The organism is Massilia sp. BAP21 (assembly GCF_057801335.1).
This window is the reverse complement of the sequence record NZ_CM173596.1, coordinates 3,651,081-3,667,990: the sequence shown is the minus strand read 5'-3', so window position 1 is coordinate 3,667,990 and position 16,910 is coordinate 3,651,081. Positions and strand designations below refer to the sequence as shown.

General features: G+C 67.2%; 16 protein-coding genes and 1 riboswitch. Of the genes, 4 read left to right on the top strand and 12 right to left on the bottom strand.

The window, feature by feature from the left end; translation table 11 throughout:
* Positions 1 to 245: 245 nt before the first annotated feature.
* Positions 246 to 932, top strand: a complete 687-nt coding sequence (locus tag ACWYRN_RS16205) for a response regulator (RefSeq protein WP_488688616.1) — start codon at positions 246 to 248, stop codon at positions 930 to 932.
* 6 nt (positions 933 to 938) lie between these two features.
* Here the strand turns inward: ACWYRN_RS16205 and ACWYRN_RS16200 are convergent, their stop codons facing one another.
* Positions 939 to 1,637 (bottom strand): hypothetical protein, encoded by a 699-nt coding sequence (locus tag ACWYRN_RS16200; RefSeq protein WP_488688615.1) that lies wholly within the window; start codon positions 1,635 to 1,637, stop codon positions 939 to 941.
* A 2-nt stretch (positions 1,638 to 1,639) separates the two neighbouring features.
* Positions 1,640 to 2,482 carry a MipA/OmpV family protein gene (locus ACWYRN_RS16195; RefSeq protein ID WP_488688614.1) on the bottom strand — a complete coding sequence of 281 codons (843 nt, stop codon included), beginning with the start codon at positions 2,480 to 2,482 and terminating at the stop codon, positions 1,640 to 1,642.
* A gap of 435 nt (positions 2,483 to 2,917) precedes the next feature.
* Here ACWYRN_RS16195 and ACWYRN_RS16190 point away from each other — a divergent pair, with 435 nt between their 5' ends.
* Positions 2,918 to 4,213 (top strand): ATP-binding protein, encoded by a 1,296-nt coding sequence (locus ACWYRN_RS16190; RefSeq protein ID WP_488688613.1) that lies wholly within the window; start codon positions 2,918 to 2,920, stop codon positions 4,211 to 4,213.
* Between the two features lie 212 nt (positions 4,214 to 4,425).
* Here the strand turns inward: ACWYRN_RS16190 and ACWYRN_RS16185 are convergent, their stop codons facing one another.
* From ACWYRN_RS16185 to ACWYRN_RS16160, 6 genes are all read right to left on the bottom strand, one after another.
* Positions 4,426 to 4,740: a hypothetical protein gene (locus ACWYRN_RS16185; RefSeq protein ID WP_488688612.1), complete on the bottom strand. Its 315-nt coding sequence runs from the start codon at positions 4,738 to 4,740 to the stop codon at positions 4,426 to 4,428.
* Positions 4,737 to 5,402: a thiol:disulfide interchange protein DsbA/DsbL gene (locus tag ACWYRN_RS16180; protein ID WP_488688611.1), complete on the bottom strand. Its 666-nt coding sequence runs from the start codon at positions 5,400 to 5,402 to the stop codon at positions 4,737 to 4,739. The genes ACWYRN_RS16185 and ACWYRN_RS16180 overlap by 4 nt, the downstream gene beginning before the upstream one ends.
* 364 nt (positions 5,403 to 5,766) lie before the next feature.
* Entirely contained in the window at positions 5,767 to 6,642 is an 876-nt protein-coding gene (locus ACWYRN_RS16175; RefSeq protein WP_488688610.1) for a cobalamin-binding protein, read from the bottom strand.
* A complete protein-coding gene (locus ACWYRN_RS16170) occupies positions 6,639 to 7,442 on the bottom strand; it encodes an ABC transporter ATP-binding protein (protein WP_488688609.1) in 804 nt (267 codons plus the stop codon). The genes ACWYRN_RS16175 and ACWYRN_RS16170 overlap by 4 nt, the downstream gene beginning before the upstream one ends.
* An 8-nt stretch (positions 7,443 to 7,450) precedes the next feature.
* The gene (locus tag ACWYRN_RS16165; RefSeq protein ID WP_488688608.1) at positions 7,451 to 8,509 is read right to left on the bottom strand and encodes a FecCD family ABC transporter permease; all 1,059 of its coding nucleotides are present in this window, start codon (positions 8,507 to 8,509) and stop codon (positions 7,451 to 7,453) included.
* A gap of 12 nt (positions 8,510 to 8,521) precedes the next feature.
* On the bottom strand, positions 8,522 to 10,468 hold the full coding sequence (locus tag ACWYRN_RS16160) for a TonB-dependent receptor family protein (protein ID WP_488688607.1): 1,947 nt from the start codon (positions 10,466 to 10,468) through the stop codon (positions 8,522 to 8,524).
* Positions 10,469 to 10,538: 70 nt separating this feature from the next.
* A riboswitch (cobalamin riboswitch) is annotated at positions 10,539 to 10,765 on the bottom strand.
* A gap of 180 nt (positions 10,766 to 10,945) precedes the next feature.
* Between ACWYRN_RS16160 and ACWYRN_RS16155 the strand changes: the two genes are divergently transcribed.
* Positions 10,946 to 11,761 carry a DODA-type extradiol aromatic ring-opening family dioxygenase gene (locus tag ACWYRN_RS16155; RefSeq protein ID WP_488688606.1) on the top strand — a complete coding sequence of 272 codons (816 nt, stop codon included), beginning with the start codon at positions 10,946 to 10,948 and terminating at the stop codon, positions 11,759 to 11,761.
* 152 nt (positions 11,762 to 11,913) lie between these two features.
* On the opposite strand, the gene ylqF is transcribed toward ACWYRN_RS16155, so the two are convergent.
* On the bottom strand, positions 11,914 to 12,834 hold the full coding sequence (ylqF, locus tag ACWYRN_RS16150) for a ribosome biogenesis GTPase YlqF (protein WP_488692826.1): 921 nt from the start codon (positions 12,832 to 12,834) through the stop codon (positions 11,914 to 11,916).
* A gap of 170 nt (positions 12,835 to 13,004) precedes the next feature.
* Here ylqF and ACWYRN_RS16145 point away from each other — a divergent pair, with 170 nt between their 5' ends.
* The gene (locus ACWYRN_RS16145; protein WP_229438737.1) at positions 13,005 to 13,286 is read left to right on the top strand and encodes a hypothetical protein; all 282 of its coding nucleotides are present in this window, start codon (positions 13,005 to 13,007) and stop codon (positions 13,284 to 13,286) included.
* Positions 13,287 to 13,540: 254 nt separating this feature from the next.
* Here ACWYRN_RS16145 and ACWYRN_RS16140 read toward each other — a convergent pair whose 3' ends face one another.
* From ACWYRN_RS16140 to ACWYRN_RS16130, 3 genes are all read right to left on the bottom strand, one after another.
* Positions 13,541 to 14,434: a hypothetical protein gene (locus ACWYRN_RS16140; RefSeq protein ID WP_488688605.1), complete on the bottom strand. Its 894-nt coding sequence runs from the start codon at positions 14,432 to 14,434 to the stop codon at positions 13,541 to 13,543.
* A gap of 161 nt (positions 14,435 to 14,595) precedes the next feature.
* Entirely contained in the window at positions 14,596 to 15,870 is a 1,275-nt protein-coding gene (locus ACWYRN_RS16135; RefSeq protein WP_488688604.1) for a choice-of-anchor X domain-containing protein, read from the bottom strand.
* Positions 15,860 to 16,738, bottom strand: coding sequence for a hypothetical protein (locus ACWYRN_RS16130; RefSeq protein WP_488688603.1), 879 nt, complete (start codon positions 16,736 to 16,738; stop codon positions 15,860 to 15,862). Before ACWYRN_RS16130 ends, ACWYRN_RS16135 begins: the two co-directional genes overlap by 11 nt.
* Between the last annotated feature and the right edge of the window lie 172 nt (positions 16,739 to 16,910).

Genomic DNA, 16,910 nt, shown 5'->3' with positions numbered 1-16,910 from the left:
AAAGTGAATCGATAAGGAACATCTTGCGCGCTGGTGATAACGATCTCATTGACGGCGAAATAGCGCTTTCGCTTATCGCAAACTTCGGCAATCCGGATTTCGATATTCCTAATAATAATTATTTAAAAGAAAATGCCTAGGCATACAATGAGATGTCGCGAAAGTGTCTCCAAGTGTCGTGTCAATGTAGTAAGTGTGCTTGCATGCCCTTGCTTCTATACAATGCCGAAAGAAGGAGAAAACGCATGTACCGAGTTTTACTGGTGGAAGACGATGCCCGGTTGGCCGAGCTGGTGACCGAATACCTGTCCGCCTACGAGTTTACCGTCGAGCTGGTCACGCGCGGCGACGCGGCGCTGGCGCGCTTCGGGGCGTTTGCGCCCGACATCGTGGTGCTCGACCTGATGCTGCCGGGGCTGGACGGGATGGTGGTCTGCCGCAGGATCCGCGAGCTGTCCGATGTGCCGATCCTGATCCTGACGGCGCGCGAGGATTCCTACGACGAGGTCTCGGGCCTGGAGCAAGGCGCCGACGACTTCGTCAACAAGCCGGTGCAGCCGCGCGTGCTGCTGGCGCGCCTGCGCGCCCTGCTGCGCCGTACCCAGCCCAAGGGCGCGCCCGAATCGGCTGAACTGGTGTTCGGCGGCTTGCGGATCGTCGGCGCCGACCGCACCGTGTTCTGGCGCGACAAGCTCTGCGTGCTGAGCAATACCGAATACAAGCTGCTGCTGGTGCTGGCCGAGGCGGCCGGGCGCGTGCTCTCGCGCGACGAGCTGCTGAAGAAGATGCGCGGCATCGAGTTCGACGGACTCGACCGCAGCATCGACAACTGCATCTCGAAGCTGCGCCGCAAGTTCGACGATGGGCGCTCGGAAAAGATCAAGACGGTGTGGGGCGAAGGCTACCTGTTCTCGCCGTCGGCCTGGAACTAAAGCTTCTTACTCGAACAGCGGCACGATCGCCAGCGGTACGTTGGCGCTGATCACCTGGGCGCGTCCGGCGCCGGCGAAGCGGTAGACCACCGTCGGGAAACCTTCGTCGGCGTCGCCCTGGAAGGCGGGGCCATTCACCGGCGCCAGGACCTGGTCGGCGCCGTCCGGGCGGTGCAGGCGCACCGCGATCTCCCCTGCCCGCCGGGCAAACACGAAACGCACGCCGCCGCATTGCAGCGCACGCTGCGAGGCGTCGGCATGGCGCGCGAAGCCGAGCGCCTGCTCGCAGCCGGCGCGCAGCTGGGCCGCATCGTACACGCCGTCGGCCTGCGGCAGCAGCGAGACGCGCGGACGCACGCTGAAGGCGCCGATCTTGCGGCTCAGGTACAAGGCGGCATTCTCGTCGTAGGCCGCCTTCAGCAACGGGAAGGCGGTGCGGCCGAGCGGGTCGAGCGCCAGGTTCACCTGGTTGGCCTTGCCTGCCAGGGTCAGTTGCACCCCTTCGAGCGCCACGCCCTTGTCCAGCGGCACCACCTGCAGGTGATGCTGCAATCCGTGCTTCGGCCCGCCGTATTTCTCGAACACGACCATCGCCCGGTAGGCGTCGCGGTAGCTGACCCAGTCGGCCGCGTGCGCGCCCGCGCCGGCGCCGAGGGCGCTCAGCGTCAGGATGCAGGTGGCGAACAGGTGGCGGGCCGGGGGCATCGTCAGAACCGGTAGGCGATGGCGGTGGAAACCGTCAGGTTGGTCGGCCGCTCGACGAGCGGGCTGTGGCGGGCGTCGCCAGCCAGGCGCACCAGCTGGAGGTTCGAGGTCAGCATCCAGGACGGCGTGAAGGCCCAGTTCCAGCGCAGGCCGAGGTGGGCGTCCTTCAGGCCGCCGCCGGGGCGGTACACCGGATGGCCGCTGCGCAGGGAATCGAGTTCGTCGACGCCGAAGAAGGCGCGGTTATAGCCGGCGTTGACCAGGCTCACGCCGGCTGCCACCGAGATCCGGTGCTGGGCCCCGGCCTGCATCGCCAGGCGCTGCACGCCCAGGTCCAGGCGCGCGCCCTCGCGTTCGTTGCCGGCGCCATACAGCAGGCTGCCGGTGACGCGCCAGTCGGGCGTCAGGTAGGCGTTCAGGAAGCCGCCGCCCAGCAGGCGGGTGGCGACCGGGGTCATGCCGGTCAGGCGGTTCTCGCTCAGTGCGGCGTCCGGCAGCGAAACGACCGAATAGCGCATCAGCATGCCGTCCACGCCGCCGCCCCTGCCCGACTCGTCGCGCCGCCGCTGCAGCTCGACCAGGGGGCCGAATTCGACGCGCGGGTCGCGCGACAGGTGCATGCCGGCCGACATGCCGGACACGAACACGCCATTACTCCACTGCACCTGCAGCACCGGCAGCGCCTTGCGCTCGCTGTGCTGTGCCCCTTCGTAGCGCGCGGCCGAAACCAGGCCCAGCCCGACATACATGTCGCGGCTGCCGTCGGGCATGGGATTGGTGGCCGGCGTCTGGGCAGCGGCGCTGCCCGACAGGAATGCCAAGGCCAGGGCGGTGAACTTGTTCATGGTGGAGTCGGAAGATCGGTTGCCCATATTCTACGTTGAGCTAGCCTTGCCCGAAATGTCCTGAATGCATGATTTACGGTCGCGTCGGGGCGCCCGGTGCCGATCGGGGAAGAAAAAGAGGTGGCGGGGAAGCGCCCGGGGCCGGGGAGTGGCGAGCAGCACGGCCTCATCTCGTCCTCCCTTCGGCTGGCCACGCGCCAGGGCGGCGGCCCGAATAAAAAAACCCACCGACACTCGCGTATCGAGTGGGCAAACGGAAAACCTGAATCCTGGCTAGGTTATCCGTCTGGCATGTTTTATTCTCCCTGCAGATGTCGCCACTTTGTCGCAAATTTGTAATTTACCGTTGTCATCATTGCTCCTATACAATGGCGTTAGGAGAAAAACAATGTTTCTTGGCGTCGTAGAGAAGGGCCGATGTTGGAGGGAAATCGGGTGAACCGGATTTTCTTCCGCTTTTTCGTGCTGGTGATGCTGTCGATTACGGCCGCCACCTTCGTGATCTATTTCGCGATGAGCCGGCTGTTCGGCGACCCGCTCGACGACATCGCCCGGCGCCAGTCCTCGGCCCAGATCTTCCTGATCGAGCAATACGTCGACGAAGCGCCGGCCGACGAATGGCTGGTGCGCCTGAACCGCGTGCGCGAGGTGTCGGACACGCGCTTCGACCTGATTTCCCTGGACGCTGCCCGCGCCGCCCTGCCGCGCGCCAGCCTGCGCGCGCTCGAGCGCGGCGAGGTCGTGCTCGACGTCGGCAACAAGGCCTTCTACCGCCGCGTGGACCTGGACGGCCAGCGCTACATCGGCAGCGACGAGGAAGTGATCCATGCGCGCGACTTGCCGATCGACGTCAACCTGGCCCTCAAGATGGAAGCGGTGCGCTATGTGATCGTGGCGCTGGCCCTCCTGGTGCCGGTGGCGCTGTGGTCGCGTTCGCACTGGCAGGGCTTGCAGAAGCTCTCGCGCGTGGCCGACGAATTCGGCGCCGGCCGCCTGTCGGCGCGGGCGCGCATGCCGCGCTCGGCCAGCATCTATCCGCTGGCGGAACGGATCGACCACATGGCCGACCGCATCGAGGCATTGCTGGTCACGCAGAAGAACCTGCTGCATTCGGTGTCGCACGAACTGCGCACGCCGATCGCGCGCCTCGAATTCGCGCTCGAACTGCTCGATGCGAAAGCCGGCGACCCGGCCCTGCGCCGGCGCATCGCGGCAATGGAGGGCGACGTGCGCGAACTGAACGACCTGGTCAACGAACTGCTGGGCATGGCGCGCCTCGACAGCGAGCAGGCGCTGCGGTGCGAAACGGTGGACGTGGCCGGCCTGCTGGAGGGCGCCGCGGCCGCGCTGCCCCCGGGTGCGCAGGCGCTGGCCGTCGCCGCCGGGCAGGATCTCGGCACGGTCGAGGCCGACCCGCGCCTGCTGGGCCGGGCGCTGTCGAACCTGCTGAGGAATGCGCAGAAATACGCGGCGGCATCGATCCGCCTGTCGGCCGCGCGCGAGGGCGGCCGGCTGCTGATCGCGGTCGAGGACGACGGGCCAGGCATTCCCGAAGAGGAACGCGACCGCATCTTCGAGCCCTTCTACCGGCTCGACCGCAGCCGCGACCGCGCCACCGGCGGCTTCGGCCTCGGCCTGTCGATCGCGCGCAAGGCGGTGCTGCTGCACGGCGGCAGCCTGACGGTGGAAGACTCGGCGCTGGGCGGCGCCAGATTCGTGATCGCGCTGTAGGGTGGTCGGCTCCACCTTTGGCGGCCGCAACCACGCTGCGTGTGCGCCGCCCACGCGTTCAGTCAGTGCCTGCCCCATGGCAGCATTTAGCGGAGGGCGGTCTGTACCGAAAAGCAGCTCCGCTCAACGGTACAAGCGATCGGACCAGGTTTGAACGCGTGGGCGGCGCACACGCAGCTTGCCCTCCACCCACCCGGGTGGAGCCGACCACCCTACTTGCGTTCCGGCTTCACGTGCGTGAAGCCGTACCACAGGTGTTCCCACCAGTGCGCGCGCGACTTCACGGTGTACAGGCAGGCCTTGTCGACCCCGCTCTTGAACACCGGGTCCGGGCATTGATTCGTGATCAGGGCGTAGCGCTGGTTTTCCGCGTTCACAAGCGTGATGCAGAGCCAGATCACCAGCCCGAGCAGGATCACGACCAGCGACCACGCGATGTGGTTCACGTTGCTGGTCTCGAACAGGTCCTCTTCACGAGGGCGGGCGCCCTCGTACATGGCCAGGACCTTGCCTTCGGTATCGCTCATTTCGTCTTGGCTGCCTTCTCGACGAGGGCGTCCAGCACCTGGAAGCTCGCCTGCATCAGTTGGTTACGGTCCGAGATCTTCAGCTTTTCCGACACCTGGCCCGGCGAGGTCTGGTACTTGCCGTCGACGATGATGGTCGGCGTGCCGCTCACCTGGTAGGCCGTGGCCAGTTGCGGCAGACGGCGCAGCTTGGTGGTCACGCCGAACGAGTTCCACACTTCGAGGAACTTGGCACGGTCGATGCCGTTCTTCGACACCCAGTCGATGATCTGCTCGTCCTTCATCAGGCGCACGCGCTGCACGTGCACGGCGTGCAGGACCTTCGGATGGAATTCGGCCAGCTTGCCCATGGCTTCGAGGGTCAGGAACAGGTGCGCTTCCGGATCGGCCGGGCCCTGGAACGGCAGGTGGACACGGCGCAGCACGATCTTGTCACCCTGCTTTTTGACCCATTCGTTCAGGCCAGGTTCCAGCGCGTAGCAGGCCGGGCAGTGGTAAGCGAAGAATTCCACCACTTCGACCTTCTTGCCGGTCGCCTGGACCGGCTGCGGCGTTGCCAGGGTCGTGTATTCGACGCCGTTCTGCGGATTGGTTGGCGAGGCGAAAGCAGTGCTGGCAACCAGGCTGGCAGCGACGATGGCGAAACGCAGGGAGCGGCGCATAAAAATCCTTCTGTGTGAAGTTGAAGAAAACGACCGCGAGATTACCACTTTTTCGCCCTCCCCTCTAAGGCGGACACGATTTTTTGCAATTGCTTACGGCTGTAACGCAGCGTCTGCGCGAATGTGGGCCATTGCTGGCCCCGGATCTGCTGGCATCGTCGATGACCGTATGGTGGGCACCCCGTGCCCACGCGTAATGATGAGCATGGTTGGCTCGATTTTACCTACGAACGCTGGCATATCGAAACGTGTTCGAATGATCATTTGGCGGCGCTGACACGTGGCGGATTTTGCAGCTGGAGCCGTGCCAACACGGTGCATGCTTCCGCGTGGGCACGGGGTGCCTAGCGCGGCCCGGCCCACCCTACCGTGTGCGCCGTGCACGGGCTTCATCGAGGCGTGCGCACAGCGTGGCCGCGCCATCGACCACGCGCGGGCCCGGCCGGGTCAGCATTTCCTCGTCGAGCGTGAACAGGTTGTTGCGGCGCACCGCGGTCATGCCCTTGTACGGCTGCCAGATCGACAGGCCGCGGTCCTGCGGTGTGTACAGCTTGCCGCCGACGATGGCCTCGGGGTCCTTCTGTACCACGGCTTCCACGCCGACCTGCGGCGCCACCGTCTTCAGTTCGGCAAAGATATTCCGGCCGCCGCAGGCGCGGATGGCGTCGCTGGCGATCTGCTCGCCGTTCAGGGTGTACAAGGGGCTGTCCCAGGTCTGGTAGAACACCGTCACCGGCGGGCGCTGCGCATAGCGGGCGCGCAGGGCCGCCAGCTTCGCCGTATAGGCGTTTGCCGCTGCGCGCGCGACGGGCTCGGTGCCGAGCAGCTGGCCCAGGCGCAGCAGGCTGGTCGCCACCTCGTCGAGCCTGCGCGGCTCGCTGTGGAAGACCGGGATGCCCAGGCCCTGCAGTTGGGCGATCTGGCGCGCCGTGTTCCCGCTCTGCCAGACGATCAGCAAATCCGGCTTCATCGCGATCACGCGCTCGATGTCGATCTGGCTGTTCGAGCCGATCAGGGGAATGCTGCGCGCCGCCGCCGGGTAATCGCTGTAGTTCATGGCGCCGACGATGCGCGGCCCGCCGCCGGCCGCGAACAGCAATTCGGTGACGTGCGGCGCCATCGAGATCACGCGCTGGGCCGGACGCGCCAGCGTGACGCGCTGGCCGGCATCGTCGACCACGCTGATGGCGGCCTGCGCCGAAGCGGCAAACATCAGCAGAGCAAAGAAAAGCGCTTTCATTGGCTATTCCTGACAGGGGCAAGGTTGGGGATGGATGCCGGCGCATCCGGCAGGAATACGGTGCGCGCGCCGTGGGCGATCGCCGCGATCGGATGGCCCAGGCAGGCGCTCAGCAGCTCCGGTCGCATCACGTCCCGGGTGGTGCCGGCGTGCCAGCTGCCGTCGCCATTCAGCAGCAGCGCATGGGTGGCGCCGCTCCAGGCCAGGTTCAAATCGTGGCCGACGCTGACCACCGCCCTGCCCTCGCGGCACAGGCGCGCCATCAGCTCGGTGACGGCCACCTGGTGCGCCAGGTCGAGGGCATTCGCCGGTTCGTCGAGCAGCAGCAGCGGCGTGTCCTGGGCCAGCAGCGCGGCAATCGCCACGCGCTGGCGCTCGCCGCCCGACAGCGTGCGCACGTCGCGCTCGGCCAGGTGCGCCACGTCGAGCGTGCGCAGCGCCGCTTCGGCGGCGGCATGGTCGTCGCTGCCTTCCCAGTAGCGGTCGGCGTGATAGGGGTGGCGCGCCATCAGCACGGTTTCGATGACGCGGTAGGCAAAGGCGTCGCCGCGCGACTGCGCGAGGTAGGCCCGTTCGCGCGCCAGCGCCGGCAAGGCCCAGTCGCCGACCGGCTTGCCGGCCAGCGCCACGCTGCCGCCGTCGGGCGCACGCAGGCCGGCCACGGTGCGCAGCAGCGTGCTCTTGCCGGCGCCGTTCGGGCCGATCACGCACCAGCTCTCGCCGGCGTGCACGCGCCAGTCCAGGCGCTCGACGAGCAGGCGCCCATCGACGCGCAGGGTCAGGTCTTGGGTGGAAATCATCGGCAGAGTCATCGGCGGCGCAGGTGAAGTTGATGAAGCTGGAACAGGAACACGGGCACGCCGATCAGCGAGGTCAGCACACCCACCGGCAGCTGCTGCGGCGCGAGTACCGTGCGCGCCAGGGTGTCGGCGAGAACGAGAAAGCTGCCGCCCACCAGGGTGGCGGCCGGCAAGAGAATACGGTGGTCGGGGCCGAATGCATAGCGGCAGGCATGCGGCACCACCAGGCCGACGAAGCCGATGCTGCCGCCGCTGGTGACGGCGCAGGCGGTCAGCAGGCCCGAACACAGGAACAGGAAGCGGCGCTGGGCCGGGACATCGACACCGAGCGCGGCGGCGGCGTCGGCATGCAGGGCCATCACGTTCAGCGCCCGCGCGCGGCGCAGGGCCAGCAGCACGGCGGCGGCCAGCACGAGCCAGGGCAGCAGGCGCCAGCTGGACCCGGCCAGGTCGCCGATCATCCAGAACACCATGCCGCGCAGGCGCGACTCGGGCGCCACCGACAGCATCAGCGTCACCAGCGCCATGCAGGCCGAGGCCAGCACCACGCCGGTGAGCAGCAGCACGCCGGACTCGCCGGTGCGCACCGCGCCACGCCCGCCGCCCAGGTCACGGCGCGCGAGCAGGTAGAGGAGCAAGGAGATCCCGACCGCGCCCGCGAGCGCGCCGAGATCGACCATCCACAGCGCCGCGCCGAACAGCAGCGCGGCCAGGGCGCCGACGGCGGCGCCGGCCGAGACGCCCAGCACGTAAGGGTCGGCCAGCGGATTGCGCACCAGGGCCTGCATCATGACGCCGGCCAGCGCCAGCGCGGCGCCGGTGACAAAGGCGGCGCTGGCGCGGCCCAGGCGCAGGTCGAGCAAGGTGGCGGACATGTCGCTTGGCTCGCCCGCGACCAGGTTGATGAAGGCCTGCGGCAGGTCGGCAAGCGGCACCGGCACCGAGCCGGCCAGGCCGGCGGCGGCGAACACCAGCAGCGAAACGAAAGCGAGCGCGCTCAGCACAGCCAGCGTTCCACGCTGGCTGTGCACAGGCTGGGTCGTCGACGCTGCCGGCAGGACGCTCATGCGCTTACGTCATCAGAAGTCGTAGCGCGCCGAGAGCTTCAGCTGGCGGCCGTCGCTCGGGTAGATGCCGCTGCGGCAGCCGAAGGCGTTGCTGTAGTACTGGCGGTCGGCCAGGTTCAGGCCATTGACCGCGAACTCCCAGTTGCCGACCTTCTGCGCGAAGCGTGCGTCGATCGTCGTGTACGACGGGATGCGCGCGCTGCAGGTGTTGGCGAAGTCGTTGCCGACGCGCTGGTTCGACACGTACTGGGCGCCGATGTCGGCCGTCTGGCCGGTCGCCGGCATCCACGCCAGGCGCGCGGTGACGACGTTCTTCGGCACCAGTACCATTTCGCGGCCGGCGTTCGGGCCGTCGGTGAACTTCGCCTCCACGTGCTGCAGCTGGCCGGTGATGCGCCAGTCGCCGGCAAACGTCAGGTGGCCTTCGACTTCGGCGCCCTGGCGGCGCGTCGGGTCGAGGTTGGTGTTGGCGCCGAAGCCGTTCAGGGTCGGGTCGAAGAAGATCTCGTTCGTCAGGCGGTGACGGAACACGCGCGCGCTGATGCGGCGTGCATCGCTGCCGGCGGTGACGCCCAGTTCCAGGTCGCGCGAGGTCTGCACGTCGAGCAGGCCGCTTGATGCACGGTAGCCGTTTTCGTCGGCGTTCGGGATGCGGTAGCTTTCGCCCGCCTTGGCGTGCACGGTGATGCCGGCGACCGGGTCGATGCTGCCTTCGACGCTCCAGCCGTTCTGCGACTGTTCGCCCTGTTCCGGGCTTCCGAAGCCGCTATCGTCTTCCTTGTCGAAGCGCTCGTGACGGGCGCCGACGGCCAGGCGCGCATTGTAGACGCTGGCGAAGCGCATTTCGTCGCGCACGTAGACCGCCTTCGCATCCTGGCTCGACTCCGAACCGAAACTGGTGCTGCGCTCCCAGCGGGTCAGGTCGACGCCGGCCACGAACTCGTTCAGCATGCCGTCGCGGCGCGAAATCTGGCGCAGGCGTGGCGAGAACTGGGTCTGGCGGCTGCGGTAGGTCGACTCGGACGGGCCGCTGCCGAAGTCGTAGGCCGACTTCACTTCGCGTTCGCGGTGCGACAGCTCGGCCGCCAGTTCGACGCTGCCGATGCGGTGTTCGCCGAACAGGGTGACGCGGTCGCTGTCGAGCGAGCCGAAGTCGTTCGGGGTGTTGGTCTGGCGCGGGTTGGCGTCGAATTCTGCCTGGGTCAGCGAACCCGGGAGGCGCCCGTGCTGGCGTGCGCTTTCCACGCGCAAACCGAGGCGCGAACCATCGACGGCCCACTGGAAGCCGCCGCTGATGCTCTTCTGGCGGAAGGCGTTGTTGTTGCGGTAGTTGTCGGTGCCCTGCTTGTCGGCGGCCAGGTCGAACGACAGCGGGCCTTCGCCGTGGCGTACCGAGGCGCGCGCATCGTACTGGTCGAAGCGGCCGCCTTCCAGGCTCAGCGAACCGTGGTAGCCGTCGTCGGCGCCGCGTTTGGTGATGATGTTGATGACGCCACCGGTGGCGCCTTCGCCGTACAGCACGCTGCTGCCGCCGCGCGTGATCTCGATGCGCTCGACGGTCTCGACCGGGATCGACGACAGGATAGTGCCGGCCAGTTCGTTCTCGTTCAGGCGCACGCCGTCGACCAGGATCACCATGTTCTGGCTGCTGTTCGAGCCGAAGCCGCGCAGGTCGAGGCCGAAGTCGGGCGAGCCGTCCAGGCTCTGGCGGCCGAACACGCCGCCGATCTTGCGGATCGCGCTGTTGACGTCGTTGGCGCCGGCGCGGCGGATGTCGTCGGCGGTGATCACGGTGGCGCCGATCGGATTCAATGCCGCGTCGCTGGCGAAGCGGGCGCCGGTGACGTTGACGGTGGCAATGGCCTGCTCGGCGCTGGCGGCATTGGCGAACAGGGAAAAGGCACAGGCAAGCACGAGCGGCTTGATCGCCGGCGCGCTGGTCGGAACAGCAGAAGTCATGATGTCGTTATTCGATTAGTGTGCATCCAGCCTGCGTCCCCGCAGGCCGGATTCAACGGACATTCCCTGGGAATGTCCACCTGTCCTGGCCGGTATCCGGGCTAGCAAGTCGGACCGCCTCACCTTCCTATGCCGTGCACAGTGGTCTTCGAGGCGGCCTGTCGCCGGGGCGACGCTTGTTTACCGTTGCGGGGGCAGCACACCTGGGCCGTGCGCCGGGGGCGCAGGAGCATCGTGTTTCCCGTTTAACTGCGCACGCGGATTGCGCGCGCGGGCACCAGAACGGGGCGGATTATATAACGAGCAAGGGCTTACGTTCATGGTCATGGGCCGCGCGGTGCATGTTTGGAACACGGTGGGTTCGAGAACCCACCCTACAACGGCGAATCTCGTAGGTTGGGTTCTCGAACCCACCACCACACCGAATCGCCGGATCGGCTACCATCAAACTCTGTCGCCACATGAAGGAGCCCCGCCATGCCCACCCGCCTGCCCACCTATTTCGTCTCCCACGGCGGCGGCCCCTGGCCCTGGCTGAAGAAGGAATTCGGCAACGCCTACGACAAGCTCGAAGCCTCGCTGGTCGATATCCCGCGCCAGCTGAAGGCGCGCCCGAAGGCGGTATTGGTGGTGACCAGCCACTGGGAAGCGGCGCGCTTCATGGTTTCGTCATCGAACGCGCCCGGCATGATCTACGACTACGGCGGCTTTCCGCCGCATACCTACCAGGTAAGCTACCCTGCCCCGGGCGAGCCGCAACTGGCGGCGCGCGTGGCCGCCCTGCTGAACGAAGCCGGCCATCCGGCCGCGCTGGACGCCGAACGCGGCTTCGACCACGGCACCTTCTCGATGCTGTATCCGGTGTATCCGCAGGCCGACATGCCGGTGGTGCAGCTGTCGCTGCGGCGCGACCTCGATCCGCTGGCCCACGTCGAGGCCGGGCGGGCGCTGGCGCCGCTGCGCGACGAAGGGGTGCTGATCATCGGCAGCGGGCTGTCGTTCCATAACCTGCGCCAGTTCGGGGCGAGCGGGCGCGAGGCGTCGCACGGGTTCGATGGGTGGCTGAACCGGACCTTGCTGGACCTGGCGCCGGCCGAGCGGACGGCGGCGCTGCTGCGCTGGGAGGAGGCGCCCTCAGCCAGGGCGGCGCATCCGAGGGAGGAGCATTTGATTCCTTTGATGGTGGCGCTGGGCGCGGCGGAGCAGGAACGGGCTGAGAACGTGTATCACGAGGATGCGTTCTTTGGCAGCCTGGCGGTGTCGAGTTTCAGGTTTGGGGAGGTGGAGGCGTAGGTGGCTGATCACTTGGACGCCATAGCGGTATGCCTCCGATACGATAGGGAAAACCGCAGCCGCGACGCATGCTTCCGCGTGGGCACGGAGTGCCCACCCTACGAATTAAGCCACGGACCGCGGTGACGCCGGTGGAATGCCGGCTTCGAGACTTATGTGCCGCGCTTGCCGCGGGCGGCTTCTTCGGCTTTGGCGGCGGCTTTTTCGGCGGCGATGCGCGCCTTTTCGGCCATGGCGATTTCATGGGCAGCGATGCGGGCGGCGCGGGTTTCCGGGGTTTCGAGGCTGATGCGGCCGAGGGCGCCGCTGCGGTAGTCGTGCAGCAGCACGTGGGCCGCCTTTTCGACGTCGAACTCGCCGCCGCGTACGCGGAAGCCGCGGCGCGCCGCGACGTTTTCCACCACCGCGATACCGTCCATGCCCTCGGTCTTGAAGCCGTAGCGTGCGGTGAGCAGTTGCGGGTAACGCTCCAGCAGCAGGTCGCCCAGGAAGAAGGCGACCTCCTCCTCGATCAGCGCATTGGTGCCGATCGCGTGGCTGGCGGCCAGCATCATGCCGTCGCTGTCCATCTCGATCTTCGGCCACATCAGGCCGGGCGTATCGACAAGGACGGTGTGCTTGTCGAGGTAGAGCTTCTGCTGGGTCTTGGTCACCGCCGGCTCGTCGCCGACCTTGGCCACGCGCTTTTTCAGCAGCGCGTTCATCAGCGTGGACTTGCCTACGTTCGGGATGCCCATGATCATGATGCGCAGCGGCTTGGTCGGCACGCCGCGGTGCGGCGCCAGCGACAGCGCCAGTTGCGGGATGCGCGCCACGTCGAGCGGTTTCTTGGTCGTCATTGGGTAGGCGGTCACGCCGTCCTGGGCATCGTAATAGGCTTTCCAGGCGGCGGTGGCCACCGGATCGGCCAGGTCGATCTTGTTCAGGATCTTGAGGACGGGACGCTGGCGGAACTTGCGCATGCGGTCAACCAGCGGGTTGCAGCTCGCTTCAGGCAGGCGTGCGTCGAGCACCTCGATCACGAGATCGATGTTTTCCATCTGCTCCTCCGCCTGCTTCTTGGCGGAGTTCATGTGGCCCGGGAACCATTGTATCGACATGCTGTGCTTTCCAATTCTTTCTGACGAGGCGGTATTCTACGCGGCTTGTCCCTGCCGCGTCGCCTCCTGCATGTCGGAATGTTTCCACACGGAACGAAATCCTTTGATCTGTTGCAATAGCGACGCAGTGCCAGCCCGGCACCATGACGAGACCGGCCGCCGGTGGCCGGGTCGAGGAGAAGATCATGGGGATCGGTCGCAACGTGGAAGTGTGGATTTTCGGGGCATTCCTGGTACTGGGCCTGGTGGCCTGCCTGAGCGGTCCGGCCGAACGCGCGGCGCCCGCGCCGGTGGCGAATGCCGCGGTCGAAGGCGAGATGGCGCTGCCGATCGACCCGCGCCAGCCGATGTACACGGTGTATGTGGTCGGGAAACGGCCGACGGCGGCGGAGAAGGCGCAGATGCGCAAAGGCAGCGCGGGTTAACGCCCGCGGCATATCCCGTACGGTGGGCACTCCGTGCCCACGCGGTTACGTGTTTATCCGGAGTCTGCTGCCGCGCGATGTCGCTCGAAACGCTTGCAGCATGGAAGAGCTAGCGATGTGCTCCTGATACTCCGGCGTCATTCACACGTTTCGACAGTGATGAGCGCTAACACCGTGCAGGTTTCCGCGTGGGCACGAGGTGCCCACCGTACGGTTGCCGCTGCAGCCAGATCACATCGTTGCTCGTGCTTGCTTCACCGCGCCAGGTTCTCCATATCCCGCCGCAGCACCGACGTAATCCCACCCCAGTTCCGCCCCGTGTAGTGCCCGTAATCTTCCCCATCGTCGCGGAACACCACCGCGTGGTACGCCCACTTCGGCCGCCCGCCCTGGTTGTTGCCCGCGCCCAGGGTCAGGTCGTTGCAGAACCAGTCGCCCGGATTGCACAGCGAACTGCCCGAGCTCCCCGACGCACCGCCTGAACTATGGTAAGCCACCACCTCGTCGTCCTGCCCAGGCAGCGCGAACGAGTACAGGGTGCCGTTCGCGCCCGCGTACATGTAGAACCAGATGTTGCGCGTGTCGTTGTGGTTGTAGAGCGCGCGCGCGGTGGCCACCTTGTGCTGCTGGGCCAGCGGTTCGCTTGTGACCCAGGCGCCGATGTCGGCCAGCTCGCTGCCGCCGGCGGAACCGGCCGCCACGCGTACCCAGCGGATGTTCCAGCCGGCCTGGCTGCCGCCGGTCCCGGTGCACACGCCGGCGCCATTCGCCTGGGCGTTGGTCACCGGCCGCGCCGAGCCGCCGTAGTTGGCCAGGGTATAGCCGACCAGCATGTCGCCGGCGCTGTGGACGGCGATGTAGCACCAGTTCTGCCCGGTGCAGAAGCAGTCCAGCGCATTGCGGACGTAGCCGCTTTGCGAGGCGATGCCGCTCCTGCCGTCCCAGTTGACCGACTTCTTGTTGACACCGGCCGGCGTGGCGTTCGGGCCGAAGTAGGCGAAGTCGTTGTAGTTGCCGATGGCGCCGCCGCCGGTGCGGCCGTGGACCCACAGGGTGAAGTTGGTGGCACTCGCCACGCCGGCAGCAAGCATGCCGGGCAGGCACAGCGCAAGTGCGAGTTGACGCAAACCGCGTGCAGGACGTCCCATGTCTTCCTCCGTGTTGTTGTAACGGCCATCGAACAACGTGGGAGGCGCTGCGTCAATCGCGCGCAGCGTGGGCGTCGTGGGAAGGATACCGAACAGCGAGGAGGAAGGAATGGCGGCATCGAAACGCCGCCACCCTCGTGCAGGCATGGCTCAGGCGTGCACTAGCGCGCCGGCGCCCCGCATTCGCTCGGCGGCAGCGGTTGCGACGGATCGAAGGCGTCCAGGCTGTCGCGCGCGAGCTTGCGGTCCTTGCCGAACTCGGCCAGGTAGCGCTCGCGTTCCTCGCCGCCGGCCTCGGCATCCGAGATGCCGTCCAGCGACTGCGTCCGGCTCTTCAGCACCGGCCCTTCCAGGCGCGGCATCAGCTCGCGGTCGGGATCGGTGTTTTCCTTCAGCAGGTAGCCGTCGACGTCGCGCAGCGTGAGCGGCAGGGCCGGCGCGCCGTCGTGCATCAGCTTGCCGAACACGGCCAGCTTGATGTCGTTCGGTCCCGGTCCCAGCACCTCGTTGAAGGTGGCCAGCGCGAACGGGCGCCCTTTCGCATCGTCGATGCGCCCGGTCACCACATAGCGTCCCGGCGTGCGCACGTCGGCGCGCAGCACAAAGGCGAGCGAGCCGTCGGTCACGACTTCGCGCGGCGGCCCGGCCCACACCGCCGGCAGCCGCGGCGAATAGATGACGTCGAAGATCAGCGCGCCGTTCTTGCCGCCCGCCGTATAGCGCACCTCGGTGCGGATGGTGCCGTGGAAGCCGGCCAGTCCGGTCTGGGCCGGCGTGAGCACGGCGGCAAAGGCGCCGTCGCCGGCCACCGGGTCGGCGCCACCGCCATCGTCGGCAAAGGCCAGCGCCACCTGGGTGGTCGGGCGCGCGCCGGTCGTCATCAATCCGGCGGCCACGGCGCGCGTGACCACCAGTGGCACCAGCGTGCCGTCGGGCGCCACCGCGCGTAGCGAGAAGGCGACCGATTCGTTGGCCGCCATGTAGACGCGCGACTGCGAGGTCTGGAGCAGGATGTTGGGGTCGCTGTTGCGATCGCTGGTCCGCATCGGCGTCATTTCGGTGACCGGCCTGTTCGGGTAGGCCTGGTCGGGATTCTGCGACATCGGCCGCGAGCCGGCCGGGTACTTGCTGCCTTCAAGGTAGCTGCAATAGGTGTGATCCGTCAGTTGCACGTGCTCGATCAGTTGCTGGCGGCGCTGGGCGCGCTCGGCGGCGGACGGCTGCGCCGGCTGGCCGTCGACCTGGCCGAAGAACTGCGGCCCTTGCGGAGAGGGAGCAGAAGCCGTGCGAGGCTCGGCTACTGCGGACTCTCCGCTTCCCCTCAAGGCCAGCCAGGCGAGGGCCGCGACCAGCACCGCCAGCAGCGCCAGCGGCAGCCAGCGGCGCAGGAAGGACGGGCCGCCGCCCGGGCGGCCCTGTGGATGCTCAGAGGGCACTGTTCACCACGGCATTGCGCACGACACCGACGATGCCGCCCCAGTTGCCGTTCGCGTAGTGGTTGTAGGCCTCGGCGTCGTCGCGGAAGCTGACCGAGTGGTAGCTCCACTTGGCCGAGCCGCCCTCGTTGGCCGCCGTGCCCAGGGTCAGGTCGTTGCACAGCCAGTCGCTCGGGTTGCAGTAGGAGCCGCCCGAGGTGCCGGCCACGCCGCCGGTGCTGTGGTAGGCCACGGCTTCGTCGTCCTGGCCCGGCAGGATGCCGGAATAGGCCGTGCCCTTGGCGCCGGCGTACATGTAGAACCAGATGTTGCGCGTGGTGTTGTGGTTGTACATGGCGCGCGCGGTGGTGGTTTTCAGGTCCTTGACCAGGGCTTCCGACACGGCCCAGGAACCGGCGTCGGACAGTTCCGAGCCGCCGCCCGCGCCCGATGCCGCGCGCACCCACTTGATGTTCCAGCCGGTTTGCGAGCTGCCATCAAGGTTGCCGCACACGCCGGAGGCGTTGGCGCTGGCGTTCTTCTTGACGCGCGCCGAGCCGCCGTAGTTGGCCAGGGTGTAGCCAAGGATCAGATCGCCGGCGCTGTGGGTGGCGATGTAGCACCAGTTGCCGCCGGTGCAGAAGCAGTCGAGCGCGTCGCGGATCTTGCCGCTTTGCGAAGCGATGCTGCTGCGGCCGTCCCAGTTGACCGACTTCTTGTTGACGCCGGCGGCCGTGGTGCCGGGGCCCCAGTAGGTGAAGCTGTTGTAGTTGCCGACCACCCCGCCGCCGGTACGGCCGTTGATCCACAGCGTGTAGTTGGCCGCGGCGGCCATGCCGGATGCGGCCATCAGGCAGAGCGCCATGGCCAGTTGAAGTGCTTTCTTCACCATCTCCTCCTTGTCTGAGTGGACGCCTGTTTCGGCCGCCATCGCTGCCGGCTGACGCAGGCGCAGCCGCTTGTTACGGCTGGGTCGACTGTAGGATGCGTATGTATGAGAGTCAATTGTGCGAAGGTAAGACGAAACATCGTTTGTGGATGTGTCGCGTTAACGCCAGTGC